This is a genomic window from Polaromonas sp. (assembly GCF_031411155.1).
Classification (GTDB): domain Bacteria; phylum Pseudomonadota; class Gammaproteobacteria; order Burkholderiales; family Burkholderiaceae_C; genus Polaromonas.
Genome location: NZ_JANOAL010000053.1, coordinates 17838 through 33631 on the forward strand (window position 1 = coordinate 17838; position 15794 = coordinate 33631).

Below are 15794 nucleotides of genomic sequence, written 5' to 3' on the forward strand. Positions count from 1 at the left end.
GTGAGGTAAACCCAATGAGCCAGCAGCACTCCCACCCCCACGATCATGACCCTTCGACGCCCGCCGAGCCTGCCTGGAAGCACGATGGCGTGCGGGTGATTGGGGCCGGCCAGCTTGACAGCAACACCGCGCAAACGCCAGGCATGGACCGGCGTGCGGCCATCAACTTTGCCCGTGTCGGCGCGCAAAAGCTGTGGGCCGGCACCGTCACCATTCACCCCGATGCCAAGACCGGCGCGCATCACCACGGCCATCTCGAAAGCGTGATCTACGTGATCAAGGGGCGGGCTCGCATGCGCTGGGGCAACCAGCTGGAGTTCACCGCAGAAGCCGGGCCGGGCGACTTTATTTATGTGCCGCCCTATGTGCCGCACCAGGAAATCAACGCCAGCCCGACCGAGGTGCTGGAGTGCGTGCTGTGCCGCAGCGACGGCGAGGCGGTGGCGATCAATCTGGACATCGAGCCCGTGGAAAAACCCGCCACCGTGTTGTGGGTGGATGCTACGCATCCGCACGGCGGCGTTTGAACGACCGGTGTAAGCAGCAAGCCAAGCCTGGAAGTCTGCAAAGTTTACTTACCAATGTCACCTCGTCCTACATTTGAACGGCGACTTACTTGTTACAAATGACGGTAGCCGGATCGCGTCGGCAACTCGTCCACTGACTGCATTGGCGCGTGGCATTGGGCCTGATCTGATCCGACCTGACTCGACTCATCAAAGAAAGCAAACAAGCATGAAAAGCATTTCGAAACCCTGGCTGCTGGCCAGCCTGGCCGCACTGTCTGCCCTGTGGGGCGGCGCCGCGCTCGCCGCAACGCCCTATGTCAATGCCACGGTGCAGGGCGCGCTGTCGCCCGGCGTGTATGGCCGCATTGACGTTGGCAATGCACCGCCACCACCGCTGATTTATGCGCAGCCCGTCATCATTCAGCGCGCGCCGGTGCTGGTGCAACAGCCGCCGCTGTACCTGCATGTGCCGCCCGGCCATGCCAAAAAATGGTCCAAGCACTGCGCCAGGTACAACGCCTGCGGCCAGCCGGTTTACTTCGTCCGGGTCCGGGGTGATGACGACTATGAATCACGCCGCAACGGCGGCGTGTATTACGCCAACGACCAGGACCAGCACAAGGGAAAATTCAAGTACAAGGACCATGACAAGGGCCACGGCAAAAAACATGGCAAGGGGCATGACGACTGATCGGCCCGCATCCGCCTGAGTCGCTTGCCGCCCTGGATCGGACTGCCGCCCGCCCGTCCCTGGTTGAATTTCTTTGTGCGAAGATCCAATGAACTTCATCAAGTGAACCTCAGGAAAAAAACATGAAAGCCATCTGGAACGGCGCAGTCATTGCGCAGAGCGACGACACCGTGGTGCTGGAGGGCAACCACTATTTCCCCGAGTCCGCGCTCAATCGCGACTACGTTACCTTCAGCAACCACCACACCATGTGCGCCTGGAAGGGCCAGGCCAGCTATTACTCGCTGCTGGTGAACGGCGAAATGAACACCGATGCCGCCTGGTATTACCTCGACCCGAAATCCGAGGCCGACAGCATCAAGGGCCGCGTGGCCTTCTGGAAGGGCGTGAAGATAGAGCCTTGAGGGGGCGACTGTCGTGTGGCATTGACCGCCTTGTGATCGTGCTTGAGAATGACCCCAGACCACCCAGGAGAATGCATCATGTTCAATCACATTCTGGTTCCTGTTGACGGCTCGTCCAGCGCAGGGCAGGCGATTACCAAGGCGATTGCCGTCGCCGAAGCCTTCAAAAGTGCGGTGACCATCATCTATGTGATTGATCCTTACGCCTTCACCGGGGTGGGCACCGATTTCTCCTACGGTCAGGCCGAATACCTGAGTGCGGCGACCGCCGAAGCCAACGAAGCCCTCGGCGCCGCGAAGCTGGCTTTCCAGAACCATGGCATCACCGTTACCGCGTCGGTGGTGGAAGGGCATGCGATTTACCGTGGCATTCTCGAAACCGCCGAGTCGGTGGGCGCTGATCTGATCGTCATGGGCTCGCATGGACGCCGCGGACTGGAGCGGCTGGTGCTGGGCAGCGTGACGGCCCAGGTGCTGTCGCACGCGCACCTGCCGGTGCTGGTGGTTCGCGACTAGTGGCATAGCCGGCCCTGTAAAAAAAACCGGCGGTTTTCTCCCTTTTACAAGGAGTCTTCATGGATTTACTGAACCACGATCTGGCCCACGAGTTTCCGCAGCATCTGGAAAAAATGCGCAGCCTGAAATCTTCAGACCCGCACTTTGCGAGCCTGTTTGCGCAATACGACGCCGACAACCACGCGATTGCCAAGTACGAGCTTGGCGCGCTCGGGGCCATCAGCGATGAAGCGCTGGAAAACATGAAGAAAAGACGGCTGAAGGTCAAGGACGAGATTTACCAGATTCTCCAGGCCAAATAAGGCCACCGGGGCTGCAGCGCCCCGGTTTCGGTGTCAAATCCGCGTCTAGCCCATATTTCAAGCGCATAGCGTGCTATAAAAAATATAGCATCATTCCCTCGCATCCGCCACCGGCTGGCGGCCAAAGTCGGGCCGTGCCAGGTAGGCCAGCACGCGGCGCGCGGCCTCATCGGGCGAGCTCAGCTGCCCGCCGGCCTTTAGCCGCACAAAATTCTCCCGGTCCGGAAAGTCTGAATCGTCAGCACCGCGCAGCTGCAGCTGCATCTCGGTGTCGATCACGCCGGGCGCCAGCGAGCAGACCTTGGCGCCATTGGGCTTGAGCGCCTCGTCGAGCGCCAGGCAGCGCGTGAAATGGTCCATGCCGGCCTTGGCCGCACAGTAGGCGGCCTGCGAGGCCATGGCGCGGCGCCCCAGACCCGACGAGATGTTGAGCACCCGGCGCGTCGCGGCCCAGTTTTTGGTGGCCCGCAAGAACACCGCGCTCAGCTGCATCGGCGCCTCCAGCCCGACACGCAGGGCCTGGGCCAGGTCGGCGCCCTTGGCTTCGCTGAGCGGGACGATGGGCGGAATCATGCCGGCGTTGTTGATCAGGGTGGCGCTGCGCCAGGCCGTTCCCGCCTGTGTGCCGAGCCAGACTTCCAGCCGCTCGCCAAGCGCGGCGCTGTCGGCCAGATCGTGCGTCCATTGCAGCAGGGTAGTACCCGCCTGTTCGGCCAGCGGCGTCAGCGCGGGCTGCGCCGTGCGCGAGATGCAGAGCAGGGTGGCGTCGGCGTTGAGCAGTTGCCGCGCCATGGCCAGGCCCATACCGCGGGATGCGCCTGTGAGGATGGTGAGGTGTTGTGTCATGCCCGCATGATGGGTCGCGGCGGCGCTGCCGGTTTATGTCGGCGCTGGCGCTTCAGACCGCTTCAGACCTCCACCACAATCGGAAACTGCGCGCGCAGCCCGTCGGGCGAAGGCTGGAAGGGCACGGTCAGCGCCGCCCGCGCCTCTTCGCCCTGCAGCCCGCGCCATAAAAAGTCGCGCTGGTTCAGCGGCTCGCCCGCCACGTAAACCTGCGTGGTCAGCAACTCGCGGTTGCCGAGTTTGACCTTCACATGGATGTGCGGCGCGCGGCCCGAGTAGGCCACCGGGCGTATGGTGTGAAAGCGGAATTCGCCCTGGGCATTGACCGCCACACGGCCGAAACCCTGAAACGCCTTGTCGATTTTTCCGCCGTCGCCGGGGTGGTCGTAGTGGCCGGCGTGGTCGCATTGCCAGATTTCGACCGCGGCGCCGCGCACCGGCAGGCCTTTCAGGTCGGTCACCGTTCCTTCGAGCCAGCTCGGCTGGCCCTGGCTGTAGTTGAGCATGCCGTTGCGCAGCAGGTCAAAGTCGGCGTCCTGCGGCAGCATGACCGGGTAAAACGGCCCCTCGGTCTGGCGCGGCGTGGCGCGCCGCGGCGCCGGCGCGGTCTGGGCGCGCAGCCCGGTCCAGAGCATGGGCGAGGCCACCAGCGCAATCGCCATCGCGCGGCGATTCCAGGGGCGCCAAAGAGGGGAGCCAATAGGGTGCGTGGGCTGCAAAGGCATGACAGTTCTCCAGGTGCAAGGATTCAGAGGTGGCCAGCCGCGCAAAAGTTCCGGCAGGTTCCGCCGCTCAGAACGGTGGCGGGCTTTCAAAATGCAGCGCCAGCCCGCTGGCCGGATGGCTGAAGGCCAGCAGGCTGGCGTGCAGCAACAGCCGCCCGGCCGCTGCGGCTGTGCCAGGGTCGGCGTACAGGGCGTCGCCCAGAATCGGATGGCCCAGCGCCTGCAAATGCACCCGCAACTGGTGCGAGCGGCCGGTGACCGGCTCCAGCTCGACGCGGGTGCGGTTGGCGGCCGCATCAAAGCCCCGCGCGCGCCAGCGTGTCTGGCTGGGTTTTCCGTGGGCGGGGGCTATGACGCGCAGCGGGCGGCGCGGCCAGTCCACGGCAATTGGCAGGTCAATCAGCTGCCAGTCGTCCGGGCCGGCGTCAAGCGGGCCGTGCAGCCGTCCCTGCACCACGGCCACATAGCGTTTGTGAACCGCCCGCTGCTCGAACAGCCGGCTCAGCGCGCGCTGCAGGGCGGGGCCGCGTGCCATCAGCAGCAGGCCCGAGGTGGCCATGTCGAGCCGGTGCACCACCAGCGCGTCGGGGTAGCGCGCCTGCACCCGGCGGCACAGGCAGTCCTGCTTGCCTTCGCCGCGCCCCGGCACCGAGAGCAGGCCGGCGGGCTTGTCCAGCAGCAGCAGACTTTCATCGGCGTACACCAGCGTCAAGGCTTTGCTGGCAGTGCCATTACCTGCAGGGTAATTGCTCCGGGTCAGGCACGGCTTCATGATTCAGCCATCAACCCAATGGATGAATTCAAGGAGAAAATCATGAGCGACGCGGGTGCCATTTCGATTGCATGCGGTTTGATGATCGGTCTGGGCGCGATTGGCGCCTGCCTGGGGCTGGGCGTCATGGGCGCGCGCTATCTGGAGGGCGCGGTACGCCAGCCCGAGATGATGGAGCCGCTGCAGGTCAAGATGTTCTTGCTGGCGGGTCTGATCGATGCCAATTTCCTGATCGGTGTCGGCGTCGCCATGATGCTGCTGTTTGGCAACCCGCTCAAAGCCTAGCGCCTGGGCGGCGGGAAATTGTGGACAGGCGGGCTGGCGCGCCGCACCTCGCGCAGCATGAACAGGTAAAGGCTTTCCACCTTTTCGCGGGCCCACGGTGTTTTGCGCAAAAACTTCAGGCTCGATGCCACGCTGGGCTCGCTGGTGAAACAGCGGATGTTGATGCGCTGACCCAGCCCCTCCCAGCCGTAATGCCCGGCCAGCGCGGTGACCATGGCCTCCAGCGTGACGCCATGCAGCGGATCGGCCTGTGGGGCGGGAGTCGGGTCCGCGCTCATGCCGGCATCACTTGTTTTTCAGCTTGCCGCGCAGCGGCACCTGGGTCACGACGGTGGGACGCACCGCATCGGGGGACACCGTCTTGGGCGGCGAGGTGTCTTTCTTGGGTTTCTTGACCATCTTGCCGCTGTTTTGTTGACCTTTTGCCATGGTTTTCTCCTGAGGGTGAATTGTTCGATGAGGGTAATTATCAATGCAACTTGATGCGCGGCCGGTGGGTGCGATCAATCATTTCCGACAGGGTAATCAGGGCGGTTTTCTTCATGCCACCCAGCGCCAGCTGGTGCTGCTTGTGCAGCGCCCAGTACATCAGCTTGGCCAGCTGGCCTTCAATGAAAAAGCTGCCCTTGGTCAGGCTGCCCATCAGGCTGCCCACCGACGAGTATTCAGACAACGACACCAGCGATCCCTGGTCCTTGAACACAAAGGGCGCGACCGGCTTGCCGGCCGTCAGCAACGGCAGCGAGCGGGTCAGGTACATCGCCTGCTGGTAGGCGGCCTGGGCGCGTGGCGGCACCCAGGTGCCGTCGGGTTGCTGGCAGGCGGCGCAGTCGCCAAAGGCATAAATGCCGGCATCGCGGGTGGTCTGCAAATTGCCGTTGACGACCAGCTGGTTGAGCCGGGTGGTTTCCAGCGGATCCCGTCCGTCTTGCGTCGTGCCTATGGTTTTCAGGAAGTCGGCCGCCTTGACGCCCGCGGCCCACACGGTGATGGTGGATGAAACCACCTTGCCGCTGGCCATTTTCAGGCTGTCGGCGGTGACCTCGACCACTTTTTCATTGGTGTGCACCTCAATCGCCAGTTTGCGCAATTCGCGCAGGGCCGATTCGCTCAGGCGCTCGGGCAGTTGCGCCAGCAGACGCGGCGCGGCCTCGATCAGCACGATCTGCAAGTCCTTTTCGGGATGAATATGGTCAAAGCCGTAACTGGCCAGCACCCGGGCCGCGGCGTGCAGTTCGGCCGCCAGTTCCACCCCGGTGGCGCCGCCGCCCACAATCGCCACCGTCAGGCGGCCGCTGCCCGCCGCGCGCGGCACGGTCTGCGCGCGGATGCAGGCGTTGATGAGACGGTCATTGAAGCGCTTGGCCGCTTGCGGGCTGTCCAGCTTGATGCTGTGCTCGGCCGCCCCCGGCGTGCCAAAGTCGTTGGTCTGGCTGCCCACCGCAATCACCAGCGTGTCATAGGCGAGCTGCTGCGGCGGCGTGATCTCGCGGCCGGCTTCGTCGTAGCTGGCGGCCAACTGCAGGGTTTTATGGACGCGGTCCAGACCGGTCAGGCTGCCGAGCCGGAACTTGAAGTGGTTCCAGCGCGCCTGCGCCAGGTATTCGATTTCCTCGGCGTGGGTGTCAAAGCTGCCCGCTGCCAGCTGGTGCAGCAGCGGCTTCCAGACATGGGTGCGCGCGGCGTCCACCAGGGTGATCTCGGCCAGCCCTTTTTTGCCCAGGCTTTTGCCGAGCTGGGTGGCCAGCGCCAGTCCTCCCGCGCCTCCTCCGACGATGACGATGCGTTGCATTTGCTTCCTTCCGGGCTCAAAGGCCACCGAGTTGCCCCGATATTAACTGCCGGTTTGCGGCCATCCGGTTTGCGTTGCAGGCCGGCCAGCCAATTTTTAATCGACAGACGGCGCGGAGCCCTCAATCCACTGTCTGGCGGTAGCGCATCAGGGCCAGCACGCCCGCCACCAGCATGAACAGGGCAATCGGCCACAGCTGCCCAGACACCTCCACAAGACCGTTGCCCTTGAGCATGATGCCGCGCACGATGCGCAGAAAGTGCGTGAGCGGCAAGACCTCGCCAATCGCCTGGGCCCAGGCCGGCATGCCGCGAAACGGGAACATGAAGCCGGTCAGCAGCATCGACGGCAGGAAGAAGAAAAATGTCAGCTGCATCGCCTGCAGCTGGTTGCGTGCGATGGTGGAAAAGGTAAAACCCACCGCCAGGTTGGCCGCAATGAACAGCACCAGCACGCCCGACAGCAGCGCCAGGCTGCCGACCATGGGCACGTTGAACAGCAGCCGCGCGGCCAGCAAAATCACGCTGACCTGCACATAGCCGATCAGGATGTAGGGAACGATCTTGCCCAGCATCACTTCCAGCGGGCGCGCCGGGGTGGCCAGCAGGTTTTCCATGGTGCCGCGCTCGCGCTCGCGCGTCATCGCCAGCGAGGTCATCATCACCATGGTCATGGTGAGGATCACGCCGATCAGGCCGGGCACCACGTTGTAGCTGGTCAGGCCTTCCGGGTTGTAGCGGCGCTGCACCCGCACCTCGAACGGCGCCTCGGCCGGGCGCAGCGACGCCAGCGGGCCATACAGCTCGCGGCCGATGGCGCGCTGGCCAATGCCAGCCAGCGCGGCAATCGCGTTGCCGGTGGCGGCCGGGTCCGTTGCGTCGGCGGCCAGCAGCATGGCCGGGTGTTCGCCACGCATCAGCTTGCGCGAAAAATCCGCCGGCACCACCAGCACAAACTGCACCTGGCCGGTGGCCAGCAGCGCGTCGCCCTCGGCCTCGCTCTGTAGCCGGTGGGTGATGCGAAAGTACTCGGAGTTCTCCAGCCCCGCCACAAAGCTGCGTGAAAACTCGCTGGCGTCGGCCACGAGGAGGGCGGCCGGCAAATGCTTGGGGTCGCTGTTGATGGCAAAGCCGAACAGCAGCAGCTGGACAATGGGCACGCCCACCATCATGCCGAAGGTCAGGCGGTCGCGCCGCACCTGTCGGATCTCCTTGATCAGGATGGCGAGGAAGCGCGCCCAGCTCATGCGGCTGCTCCCGGGGTCGTTTCCCCATAGTTGTCCTTCGCATCCTGCATCAGCGCGATGAACACGTCCTCCAGACTGGGTGTGATGGGCTCGGATACCAGCCCTTCGAAAGGCAAGGCCGCCAGCGCGTCCCGCACCGCCGCGGTGCTGGCGGCGCTGACGTGCAGCGTGGTGCCGAAGGGCGCGACGCTGCGAATGCCGGCGGCCTGGCGCAGGCGGTGCGCCACGGCGATCAGGTCCGGGCCGGACACCGCCCAGGTGATCAGCCCCGCGCCGGCAATCACCTCGGCCACGGTGCCGCGCGTGAGCAGCTTGCCGTAGGCGATGTAGGTCAGCTCGTGGCAGCGTTCGGCCTCGTCCATGTAGTGGGTCGACACCAGCACCGTCAGGCCGTCGGCCGCCAGCTCGTGGATATGGTCCCAGAATTCGCGGCGCGCGGCCGGGTCCACGCCGGCGGTCGGTTCATCAAGCAGCAGCAGCCGCGGGTTGTGGATCAGGCAGGCGGCCAGTGCCAGCCGCTGCTTCCAGCCGCCCGACAGCGCGCCGGCCAGCTGGTCGTGGCGCGTGGCCAGGCCCAGCCGCTCCAGCGTTTCACGCACCTTGCGCGGCCGCTGGTCCACGGCGTAGACGCGCGCGATGAAGTCGAGGTTTTCCGCGATGGTCAGGTCTTCATACAGGCCGAAACGCTGCGTCATGTAGCCGACCTCGCGCTTGATCAGCGCGGCCTGGGTGCGGATGTTGTAGCCCATGCAAGTGCCTTCGCCGGCGTCGGGCGTGAGCAGGCCGCACAGCATGCGGATGGTGGTGGTCTTGCCGCTGCCGTTGGGACCGAGAAAGCCGTAAATGCGGCCCTTGGGAACCCGCATGTCGAAGTGGTCCACCACCACGCGATTGCCATAGCGCTTGGTCAGGCCGTGCACGTCGATCAGGGCCGGTTCCGCTGCGGCCGTCATGATGGCGGCGCCGCAGGCGCGGCGTTCAGGCGCACCTCCAGCGGCTGGCCCGGGTGCAGGCGGCGCGCGTCCTGCGGGCCGGGGCGGGCCTCCACCATGAAGACCAGCTTGGCGCGGTTTTCCTTGCTGTAGATGATGGGCGAGGTGTATTCGGCCTCGCGCGCAATAAAGCTGATTTTTGCCGCAATCGGCGCGCCGCAGCCGTCGCACTGCAGGGTCACGGGCTGGCCGATGGCGATGGCGCCGAGTTGCGCCTCGGGCAGAAAAAAGCGCGCCTTGAGGTTGGCCGGCGGCAGCAGGGTCAGCACGGCGGCACCGGCCGGCACCCATTCGCCCTCGCGGTACAGCACGTCCACCACATCGCCGGCCACCGGCGTGCGCTGGGTTTTCTGCGCCACGCGCCAGCCGGCCTGTTCAAGCTGTGCCTGCGCGGCCCTGACTTCCTGCTCGGCGGCGCTGATCTCGGGGTTGCGCGCGCCCTGCACGGCCTGGCGCAGCTGGGCGTTGAGCTCATTGATGCGGCCCCGGTCGCGCGCCACGGCGGCCCTGGCCTGGTCCAGGCTGGCCGGCGAGAGAAACTGCTGCGCCACCAGCTTGCTGCTGCGCGCCAGCTCGGCCGATGACAGGTCGAGCGCGGCCTGCGCCTGCGCCTGCTGCGCCCGCAGCGCGGCCAGTTCGTCGGGCCGTTTGCCCTGGCGCAGGTTGCTCAGCTGGTCTTGCGCCTGCGCCACGCGGAATGTCGCTTCCTGGCGCGCCGCCCGTTCGCTGTCCTGCTCCAGCACAAAGGCCTCGGCGGCGGCGGGCGCCTGGTCGCCACGGGCCAGATGCAGCTTCGTCAGGGTGCCGCTGATCGGGGCCGCCAGCCGCACGTAATCGGCCTCGGCATAGCCGGGAAAGCTGTCCGCCGGCTTGCCTCCGCAGCCCGACAGCAGCGTGGCGGCCAACAGCAATGCGGTGCCGTGCCGGCGTGGGTTCATCGGGTGTCCTTTGCGGCGGTCAGCGGCGCCTGCGGTGCCAGCCCGCGCAGGGCAAATTCGATGCGCTGGGCCAGCGCCTGTTCAGACAGCACCAGCCCGGCGGCGCTGGTGGCATCGGCGCCTGGGCTTTGCTGCTGCAGCGCGGTGCCGACCAGAATCGGCGCGGCGACGGCGCCGGCCATGAAGGCCATTACCTGCGGCACCGGCGCCCGGGCCAGGCTGCCCTCCTGCTGGGCCTGCTGCACCAGCGCGGCAATCACGGTGACATGCCGCGGCAGGTTGGCCTTGAGGAAGCCGGCCGCCAGCGGCTCGCCATTGATGGCGTCGCCCATGATGCGCAGCAGCAGGCGGCCGTTCTGGATGGCAAAGCGCCCCAGCACGCCCAGCGCATCGCGCAGGTTCTGCAGCGCCGGGTGCGCCGGGTTGACCCGCAGCGTGAGCGCCGAAAACATCTCGTCATAGGTGCGCTGCAGCACCGCCTTGATGAAGTTTTCCTTGGTCTTGAAGTGGTAGTGAAACATGCCCAGGTTGACGCCCGCATGTTCGGTCAGGCGGCGTACCGACAGCCCGGCGCAGCCGGTCAGCGGCAGCAGCGCCAGGCCGGCGTCCAGCAGCAGCTGGTCAATGTTTTGCGACGGGCGGGCCATGAACTAATTATACGAACGTATAGTAATTAATCAAGCCGCTGTGGCGACAATCAAGGGCTTCATGCCTCTTCACAGCGTCTCCGATCTCTTTGCCCTGCGCGCCTTCATGCGCATGTGGTTTGCCCGCCTGTTTGGCACCACCGGCAACCAGATGCTGATGGTGGCGGTGGGCTGGCAGATGTACGAGCTGACCGGCAGCGCCTGGGACCTGGGGCTGGTCGGCCTGTACCAGTTTGTGCCGGCCCTGCTGCTGACGCTGGTGGCCGGCCATGTGGCCGACCGGCTGCACCGTGGCCGCATCGTTGCCGCCTGCCTGGTCACGCAGGCCAGCGTGGCGCTGATTCTGGTGGCCGCCACCCAGGGCTGGGGCGCAAGCCATAGCTGGGCCTCGCGCGAGCTGCTGCTGGGCGTGTCGGTGCTGCTGGGCGTGGCGCGCGCCTTTCAGATGCCGGCGCAGCAGGCGCTCACGCCCATGCTGGTGCCGCCGGCCATGCTGCCGCGCGCCATGGCCTTCAGCTCGGCCGGCATGCAGGCGGCGGTGATTGGCGGGCCGGCGCTGGGCGGCGTGATTTTTGTCGCCGGCGCCACGGCGGTGTATGCCACCAGTGCCTTTCTGTTTGCCACCGGCTGTGTGCTGATTTCAAGGGTCGCCTATGAGCACCTGCCGTCGCCGCGCGAGCCGGTGTCGCTGCGCACCTTGCTGGCCGGCGCCGAGTTTGTCTGGCAGCGCAAGGCCTTGCTGGGTGCGGTGTCGCTGGATTTGTTTGCGGTGCTGCTGGGCGGTGCCACGGCGCTGCTGCCGATGTTTGCCAAGGACATTTTGCAGGTCGGCCCCTGGGGCTTGGGCCTGCTGCGGGCGGCGCCAGCGGCAGGGGCCTTGCTGAGCTCGGCGGTGCTGACGCGCTGGCCAATGGAGCGGCGTGTCGGCCGCACCATGCTGGCCGCGGTGGCGCTGTACGGGCTGTGCATGGTGGCGTTTGGCCTCTCGACCAGTTTTGTGCTGTCGCTGGCCGTGCTGGCGGTGTCTGGCGGCGCCGACATGGTCAGCGTGGTGGTGCGCCAGACCCTGATGCAGATCGAAACCCCCAACGCCATGCGCGGCCGGGTCAGCGCGGTCAATTCGGTGTTTATCGGCGCGTCGAACCAGCTCGGTGAATTTGAATCGGGCGCCACCGCCGCGCTGCTCGGGCCGGTCGGCTCGGTGGTGGCGGGCGGCATCGGCACCTTGCTGGTGGCGGCGCTGTATTTCAGGGGCTTTCCGGCTCTGGCCCGGCGCGACCGCATGGTGGACTAAAGGGCTCGCCCGCCTGGCCCGGCTATTTGCCCTGGTGCGCGCGTATGCGGTTGACGTCGATCGGCGTGACCTCGCCGGCCTGGTTGCCCCAGGAGCTGCGGACATGGGTCAGCACCGCCGCGATGTCGCTGTCGTTCAGCACCAGCACAAAGGGCGGCATGCCGTATGGGCGCGGGTTGCCTGCGGTGGCGGGTGCATAGCCGCCGCTCAGCACAATTTGCACCAGATTGGCGCTGGAGCTCATGATGGCGGCGCGGTTGCCGGCCAGTGCCGGGTAGGCATTGGGCACGCCCTGGCCCTTGTCGCCATGGCATTGGGCGCAGTGCGACTCGTAGAGCTTGGCCCCCTTGGCGCTCGGGACGGACGCGGTGGTTGCCGTGGCGGCCGCCGCGCCCGCTGCGGCGTCGGGCAATTCCTTCAAAAACTGCGCCATGGCGCCCAAATCGTCGTCGGTCAAATACTGGGTGCTGCGCAACACCACCTCGGCCATCGGGCCGGTGACCGAGGCCCGCGGCGAGACGCCGTTTTTAAGCAGGCTGACGATGTGCTGGCGGTCCCAGTCGCTGACGCCGGCTTCGTGGGGCGAAGTCAGCGAGGGTGCATACCAGTTCTGCATCGGGATCACGCCGCCGGCCAGGTCCAGATCGGTGCTGCTGGCGCCCAGTGCATTGCGCGCGGTGTGACAGGCACTGCAGTGGCCCAGGCCCCTGACCAGGTAGGCGCCGCGGTTCCATTCGGCGTTGCGGCTGGCATCGGGCTGGTACACGCCGGGGCTGAAAAACAGCGCCCGCCATACCGCCAGCGCGGCCTGCGTCTGATAAGGAAAACGCAGCGCGTGCGGCCGGTTGGGCTGCTCCACGGCGGGCAGGCTTTTCAGGTAGGCATAGAGCGCGTCGGAATCTTCCCGCGTGACCTGGGTGTAGTTGGGATAGGGAAATGCCGGGTACAGCAGGCGGCCGTTCTTGGAGCGCCCGTTGTGCATGGCGCGCCAGAAATGCGCCGACGACCAGCTGCCAATGCCGGTGTTGTCATCGGGTGTGAGGTTGGAGGTGAAGACCGTGCCAAACGGCGTGGCAATACCCAGCCCGCCCGCATAGCTGGCGCCGCCACGCGCGGTATGGCAGGCCATGCAGTTGCCGGCGCGCGCCAGGTAGGCGCCGCGCGCAATCAGGCTGTCGCTGGCCGCCGCCGTCGCCACCGGTACCTTCACATCGAATTCATCGCGAACATTGAGCGCCCAGACCAGCGCCGCCAGGGTGATGAGGACCACGATCGCCGCGAGCGTGAATTTGAGGATTTTTTTCATGGCCTGGCCTTTGGCGCAGCCGCGTTCAGCGCGGCCGGTGCCGGTGCGCTGCCGCATTCAATGGCCAGCGCGCCGGCGGCCAGTGGCGGCAGCGCGCTGGCGGGGTGGGTGTTGACGGGCAGGGGCTGGGCCGCCAGCCAGCTGGCCACGGCGTTGATGTCGTCCAGGCTCAGGCGCCCCACCACCTCGCTCATGCAGTCGGGCGCGTGGCCGCGGCGCTGGGCCGATTTCCAGGCGCCAAGCTGGGCGTTAAGGTAGTCGCGCGGCAGGCCCAGCAGGCCCGGAATGTTGGGCGCCACGCCGGTCATGGCCTGGCCGTGGCACTGCACGCAGGCCGGCACCTTGCGGCCCGGCTCGCCCTGCATCACCAGCCGCTCGCCCTGCTGCAACAGCGCCGGCGGGCTGGTGTTGGCGGCGGGCGCGGGGTAGGGCACCTCCAGCGCCGAAAAATACTGCGCGATTTCCAGCAGGTAGGCATCGCTCAGGGGGTCGAGCAACTGCGTCATCAGGCCGTAGTGGCGGCGCCCGTCGCGGAAATTGAGCAGCTGGTTGTAGAGGTAGCCCGCCGGTTTGCCCGCCAGCCGCGGGTAGTAGCCGTCGGGGGCGGCGCGGCCTTGCGGGCCATGGCAGGCGGTGCAGGCCAGCGTGCGCTGGGCAATGCTGTCTTCAAAGGGCGCTGCCGCGAGGGTCGCCGTGCTCAGGCTGCAGGCCGCAACCACCAGGGTGGCCAGTGCCGCCAGCCGGCGCGCGGGCGTGAAGGGAAATGGAGGGGAGGAAGTCGATGCCATGGCGAAATCATGCCTGACAACCGGGCCCGACGCAGCCGGGCGGCAAAAAATCCGCAAAACCTGGCCGAAGGCATTGAGTGCTCCGGAATTTTAACGAATTAGTGCTCTAGCCCGGATATTTCACGCTATGGCCGCTGGGCGGCCGACTGACCGTGAAGCGACGCATTGGCGTGCACAAGGGTCGCTGCGGTACTTGCCGCTCGGGGTCGCAGTGCCCTCGCGGGACATGCGCTCGTACCTGCCCCCACCCCGGCTTGGGTTGCGGGCCATTTTTGTGTCGTCGCGCCGGCCAGGCGCTGTTTGAGAGTTCAGGGTGAGCGCAGTTGACTCATGGCGTGCGCGAAGGTCTGCGCGCTGGGCCAGTTGGAGGCCAGGTACAGCCGGATGCGCCGTGTGTTGCGTGTCACCACTGCTGCGACCTTGAGCAGCTTGATGCGCAGGGTGTCGATCTGTGCCGTGGCCAACTCGGTGCCTTGCAGGGCCAGCGCACGCAGCCGCTCGATCAGCACGTAGCCCAGTGCGGCCAGCAGTATGCGCAGCTGGTTGGAGCGCAGCACGTGGCAGCTCGTACGGGTTGCGAACAGTCCGATCTGCGCCTCCTTGATCCGGTTCTCCGCCTCACCGCGCTGGCAGTACATGTGGTCGTACAGCGCCTGGGGCTCACCTGTCAGGTTGGTCACGATAAAGCGCGGGTTGCAGCCTTGCGCGCCCCATTCGAGCCGCGTGATCACGCGCCGCGCGTGAGGCCAACTTTGTGCGGCGTAGCTGAACTCGTCCACCATGCGTTGCTTGGCGCCCGTGCGCTCATAGTCTTCCTTCATCGCCAGTTCGGCGAACTCGACCTGGGCTTGCAGCCGTGCGTTGCGTGCCAGGCCCACGATGTAGTGCACGCCGGCGCGCTCGCACCAGTTCAGGATGCGTTGGCGACAGAACCCGGAATCGCCCCGGAACACGATGCGCACACCAGGCCAGTGCGCGCGCAGCCGGCGCACCAGCAACTTGAGGATGGCCCCCGCGTGGTGTGCCCCGTCGATGTCGCTGGGCCGCAGGTAGGCGCACAGCAGTTGCTGGCCGCAGAACACGTACAGCGGCAAGTAGCAGTAGCTGTCGTAGTAACCGTGAAAGAAGCGCCCTTCTTGCTGGCCGTGCAGCGGGTTATCCGTGGCGTCAAAGTCCAGCACCAGCTCCTCGGGCGCGGCCTCGAAGCTGGCGATGAACTGCTCCACCAACACCTCGTGCAGCCGCCAGGCCGTGGCCCGATCAGCCCACTTCTCCAAGCGACACAGCGTGGGGGCGCTGGCCACTTCGCGGTCCACACCCACTGCCGTTTGCAGGGCCACGTCCTGGCGCAGCTCGCCGTGGTCGTTGAGGTCTTCCCATCCCAGCGCGAGCCCGTACACGCGCTGGCGCAGCATGTCGCGCACGCCGTGCTTGATCAAGAGCTGACTGCGAGGATCGGCGATGCAGCGGGCCGCCGCGTCCATCAATCCCAGCTTGCGGTCCACCTGACCGAGCAGCATCACACCGCCATCGCTGGTCATGCTGCCGCCGTCGAACCTGCCCTCCACCACGCGTCGGCCCAACTGGCCAAAATTCATCGCTCCAACGTCAATTTCTTCGGTACAGTTTGGCTTCGGCATTGCTCGCTCGCTTGATCAAGATTCGACACCTCGATTTTCGAGCATACAAGGGCAATGCCGTTCTCGTTTTACGGCCTACTACGGTGAAATATCCGGGCTAG

The 15794-nt window shown here is 66.1% G+C and carries 20 protein-coding genes; 7 read left to right on the forward strand and 13 right to left on the reverse strand.

Annotation, left to right across the window (positions count from 1 at the left end; genetic code table 11):
- The first annotated feature begins 14 nt into the window (after positions 1-14).
- The 5 genes from RMO23_RS02980 (at position 15) to RMO23_RS03000 (ending at position 2422) form a co-directional block, all read left to right on the forward strand.
- Entirely contained in the window at positions 15-527 is a 513-nt protein-coding gene (locus tag RMO23_RS02980; protein WP_309678609.1) for a cupin domain-containing protein, read from the forward strand.
- Between the two features lie 208 nt (positions 528-735).
- On the forward strand, positions 736-1200 hold the full coding sequence (locus RMO23_RS02985) for a hypothetical protein (RefSeq protein ID WP_309678610.1): 465 nt from the start codon (positions 736-738) through the stop codon (positions 1198-1200).
- Between the two features lie 122 nt (positions 1201-1322).
- Complete coding sequence (locus RMO23_RS02990) at positions 1323-1604, forward strand: DUF427 domain-containing protein (RefSeq protein WP_309678611.1); 282 nt, start codon at positions 1323-1325, stop codon at positions 1602-1604.
- Positions 1605-1682: 78 nt separating this feature from the next.
- Positions 1683-2120 carry a universal stress protein gene (locus tag RMO23_RS02995; RefSeq protein WP_309678612.1) on the forward strand — a complete coding sequence of 146 codons (438 nt, stop codon included), beginning with the start codon at positions 1683-1685 and terminating at the stop codon, positions 2118-2120.
- A gap of 59 nt (positions 2121-2179) precedes the next feature.
- Positions 2180-2422: a DUF465 domain-containing protein gene (locus tag RMO23_RS03000; RefSeq protein ID WP_309678613.1), complete on the forward strand. Its 243-nt coding sequence runs from the start codon at positions 2180-2182 to the stop codon at positions 2420-2422.
- 90 nt (positions 2423-2512) lie between these two features.
- Here the strand turns inward: RMO23_RS03000 and RMO23_RS03005 are convergent, their stop codons facing one another.
- From RMO23_RS03005 to RMO23_RS03015, 3 genes are all read right to left on the reverse strand, one after another.
- Positions 2513-3268, reverse strand: coding sequence for an SDR family NAD(P)-dependent oxidoreductase (locus tag RMO23_RS03005; RefSeq protein ID WP_309678614.1), 756 nt, complete (start codon positions 3266-3268; stop codon positions 2513-2515).
- Between the two features lie 62 nt (positions 3269-3330).
- The gene (locus RMO23_RS03010; protein WP_405041556.1) at positions 3331-3930 is read right to left on the reverse strand and encodes an intradiol ring-cleavage dioxygenase; all 600 of its coding nucleotides are present in this window, start codon (positions 3928-3930) and stop codon (positions 3331-3333) included.
- Between the two features lie 130 nt (positions 3931-4060).
- Positions 4061-4765 carry an RluA family pseudouridine synthase gene (locus RMO23_RS03015; RefSeq protein WP_309678615.1) on the reverse strand — a complete coding sequence of 235 codons (705 nt, stop codon included), beginning with the start codon at positions 4763-4765 and terminating at the stop codon, positions 4061-4063.
- A 42-nt stretch (positions 4766-4807) separates the two neighbouring features.
- Here RMO23_RS03015 and atpE point away from each other — a divergent pair, with 42 nt between their 5' ends.
- Complete coding sequence (gene atpE / locus RMO23_RS03020; RefSeq protein WP_309678616.1) at positions 4808-5050, forward strand: F0F1 ATP synthase subunit C; 243 nt, start codon at positions 4808-4810, stop codon at positions 5048-5050.
- On the opposite strand, the gene RMO23_RS03025 is transcribed toward atpE, so the two are convergent.
- From RMO23_RS03025 to RMO23_RS03055, 7 genes are all read right to left on the reverse strand, one after another.
- Positions 5047-5328, reverse strand: a complete 282-nt coding sequence (locus RMO23_RS03025; protein ID WP_309678617.1) for a VF530 family protein — start codon at positions 5326-5328, stop codon at positions 5047-5049. The two genes, atpE and RMO23_RS03025, sit on opposite strands and share 4 nt — an antisense overlap.
- Positions 5329-5335: 7 nt before the next feature.
- Positions 5336-5479, reverse strand: coding sequence for a hypothetical protein (locus RMO23_RS03030; RefSeq protein ID WP_309678618.1), 144 nt, complete (start codon positions 5477-5479; stop codon positions 5336-5338).
- A 40-nt stretch (positions 5480-5519) separates the two neighbouring features.
- On the reverse strand, positions 5520-6842 hold the full coding sequence (locus RMO23_RS03035) for an NAD(P)/FAD-dependent oxidoreductase (protein WP_309678619.1): 1323 nt from the start codon (positions 6840-6842) through the stop codon (positions 5520-5522).
- 121 nt (positions 6843-6963) lie between these two features.
- Positions 6964-8088 carry an ABC transporter permease gene (locus RMO23_RS03040; protein ID WP_309678620.1) on the reverse strand — a complete coding sequence of 375 codons (1125 nt, stop codon included), beginning with the start codon at positions 8086-8088 and terminating at the stop codon, positions 6964-6966.
- Complete coding sequence (locus RMO23_RS03045; RefSeq protein ID WP_309678621.1) at positions 8085-9041, reverse strand: ABC transporter ATP-binding protein; 957 nt, start codon at positions 9039-9041, stop codon at positions 8085-8087. Before RMO23_RS03045 ends, RMO23_RS03040 begins: the two co-directional genes overlap by 4 nt.
- Entirely contained in the window at positions 9038-10018 is a 981-nt protein-coding gene (locus RMO23_RS03050; protein ID WP_309678622.1) for an HlyD family efflux transporter periplasmic adaptor subunit, read from the reverse strand. Before RMO23_RS03050 ends, RMO23_RS03045 begins: the two co-directional genes overlap by 4 nt.
- A complete protein-coding gene (locus tag RMO23_RS03055; RefSeq protein WP_309678623.1) occupies positions 10015-10665 on the reverse strand; it encodes a TetR/AcrR family transcriptional regulator in 651 nt (216 codons plus the stop codon). Before RMO23_RS03055 ends, RMO23_RS03050 begins: the two co-directional genes overlap by 4 nt.
- A 61-nt stretch (positions 10666-10726) precedes the next feature.
- Between RMO23_RS03055 and RMO23_RS03060 the strand changes: the two genes are divergently transcribed.
- Positions 10727-11959 carry an MFS transporter gene (locus tag RMO23_RS03060; protein ID WP_309678624.1) on the forward strand — a complete coding sequence of 411 codons (1233 nt, stop codon included), beginning with the start codon at positions 10727-10729 and terminating at the stop codon, positions 11957-11959.
- A 22-nt stretch (positions 11960-11981) separates the two neighbouring features.
- Here the strand turns inward: RMO23_RS03060 and RMO23_RS03065 are convergent, their stop codons facing one another.
- The 3 genes from RMO23_RS03065 to RMO23_RS03075 form a co-directional block, all read right to left on the reverse strand.
- Complete coding sequence (locus RMO23_RS03065) at positions 11982-13265, reverse strand: cytochrome c (protein ID WP_309678625.1); 1284 nt, start codon at positions 13263-13265, stop codon at positions 11982-11984.
- Positions 13262-14053, reverse strand: coding sequence for a c-type cytochrome (locus RMO23_RS03070; protein WP_309678626.1), 792 nt, complete (start codon positions 14051-14053; stop codon positions 13262-13264). Before RMO23_RS03070 ends, RMO23_RS03065 begins: the two co-directional genes overlap by 4 nt.
- A gap of 308 nt (positions 14054-14361) precedes the next feature.
- Positions 14362-15693 carry an IS1380 family transposase gene (locus RMO23_RS03075; protein ID WP_309678627.1) on the reverse strand — a complete coding sequence of 444 codons (1332 nt, stop codon included), beginning with the start codon at positions 15691-15693 and terminating at the stop codon, positions 14362-14364.
- Positions 15694-15794: the final 101 nt, after the last annotated feature.

Bases quoted from the DNA above. Each gene is read 5' to 3' on its own strand.
- RMO23_RS03040 (WP_309678620.1), bottom strand. From the start codon at position 8,088: ATGAGCTGGGCGCGCTTCCTCGCCATCCTGATCAAGGAGATCCGACAG.
- RMO23_RS02995 (WP_309678612.1), top strand. From the start codon at position 1,683: ATGTTCAATCACATTCTGGTTCCTGTTGACGGCTCGTCCAGCGCAGGG.
- atpE (WP_309678616.1), top strand. From the start codon at position 4,808: ATGAGCGACGCGGGTGCCATTTCGATTGCATGCGGTTTGATGATCGGT.
- RMO23_RS03030 (WP_309678618.1), bottom strand. From the start codon at position 5,479: ATGGCAAAAGGTCAACAAAACAGCGGCAAGATGGTCAAGAAACCCAAG.
- RMO23_RS03045 (WP_309678621.1), bottom strand. From the start codon at position 9,041: ATGACGGCCGCAGCGGAACCGGCCCTGATCGACGTGCACGGCCTGACC.
- RMO23_RS03005 (WP_309678614.1), bottom strand. From the start codon at position 3,268: ATGACACAACACCTCACCATCCTCACAGGCGCATCCCGCGGTATGGGC.
- RMO23_RS02980 (WP_309678609.1), top strand. From the start codon at position 15: ATGAGCCAGCAGCACTCCCACCCCCACGATCATGACCCTTCGACGCCC.
- RMO23_RS03015 (WP_309678615.1), bottom strand. From the start codon at position 4,765: ATGAAGCCGTGCCTGACCCGGAGCAATTACCCTGCAGGTAATGGCACT.
- RMO23_RS03060 (WP_309678624.1), top strand. From the start codon at position 10,727: ATGCCTCTTCACAGCGTCTCCGATCTCTTTGCCCTGCGCGCCTTCATG.
- RMO23_RS03050 (WP_309678622.1), bottom strand. From the start codon at position 10,018: ATGAACCCACGCCGGCACGGCACCGCATTGCTGTTGGCCGCCACGCTG.
- RMO23_RS03035 (WP_309678619.1), bottom strand. From the start codon at position 6,842: ATGCAACGCATCGTCATCGTCGGAGGAGGCGCGGGAGGACTGGCGCTG.
- RMO23_RS03055 (WP_309678623.1), bottom strand. From the start codon at position 10,665: ATGGCCCGCCCGTCGCAAAACATTGACCAGCTGCTGCTGGACGCCGGC.
- RMO23_RS03010 (WP_405041556.1), bottom strand. From the start codon at position 3,930: ATGGCGATTGCGCTGGTGGCCTCGCCCATGCTCTGGACCGGGCTGCGC.
- RMO23_RS02985 (WP_309678610.1), top strand. From the start codon at position 736: ATGAAAAGCATTTCGAAACCCTGGCTGCTGGCCAGCCTGGCCGCACTG.
- RMO23_RS03070 (WP_309678626.1), bottom strand. From the start codon at position 14,053: ATGGCATCGACTTCCTCCCCTCCATTTCCCTTCACGCCCGCGCGCCGG.
- RMO23_RS03065 (WP_309678625.1), bottom strand. From the start codon at position 13,265: ATGAAAAAAATCCTCAAATTCACGCTCGCGGCGATCGTGGTCCTCATC.
- RMO23_RS03025 (WP_309678617.1), bottom strand. From the start codon at position 5,328: ATGAGCGCGGACCCGACTCCCGCCCCACAGGCCGATCCGCTGCATGGC.
- RMO23_RS03075 (WP_309678627.1), bottom strand. From the start codon at position 15,693: ATGCCGAAGCCAAACTGTACCGAAGAAATTGACGTTGGAGCGATGAAT.
- RMO23_RS02990 (WP_309678611.1), top strand. From the start codon at position 1,323: ATGAAAGCCATCTGGAACGGCGCAGTCATTGCGCAGAGCGACGACACC.
- RMO23_RS03000 (WP_309678613.1), top strand. From the start codon at position 2,180: ATGGATTTACTGAACCACGATCTGGCCCACGAGTTTCCGCAGCATCTG.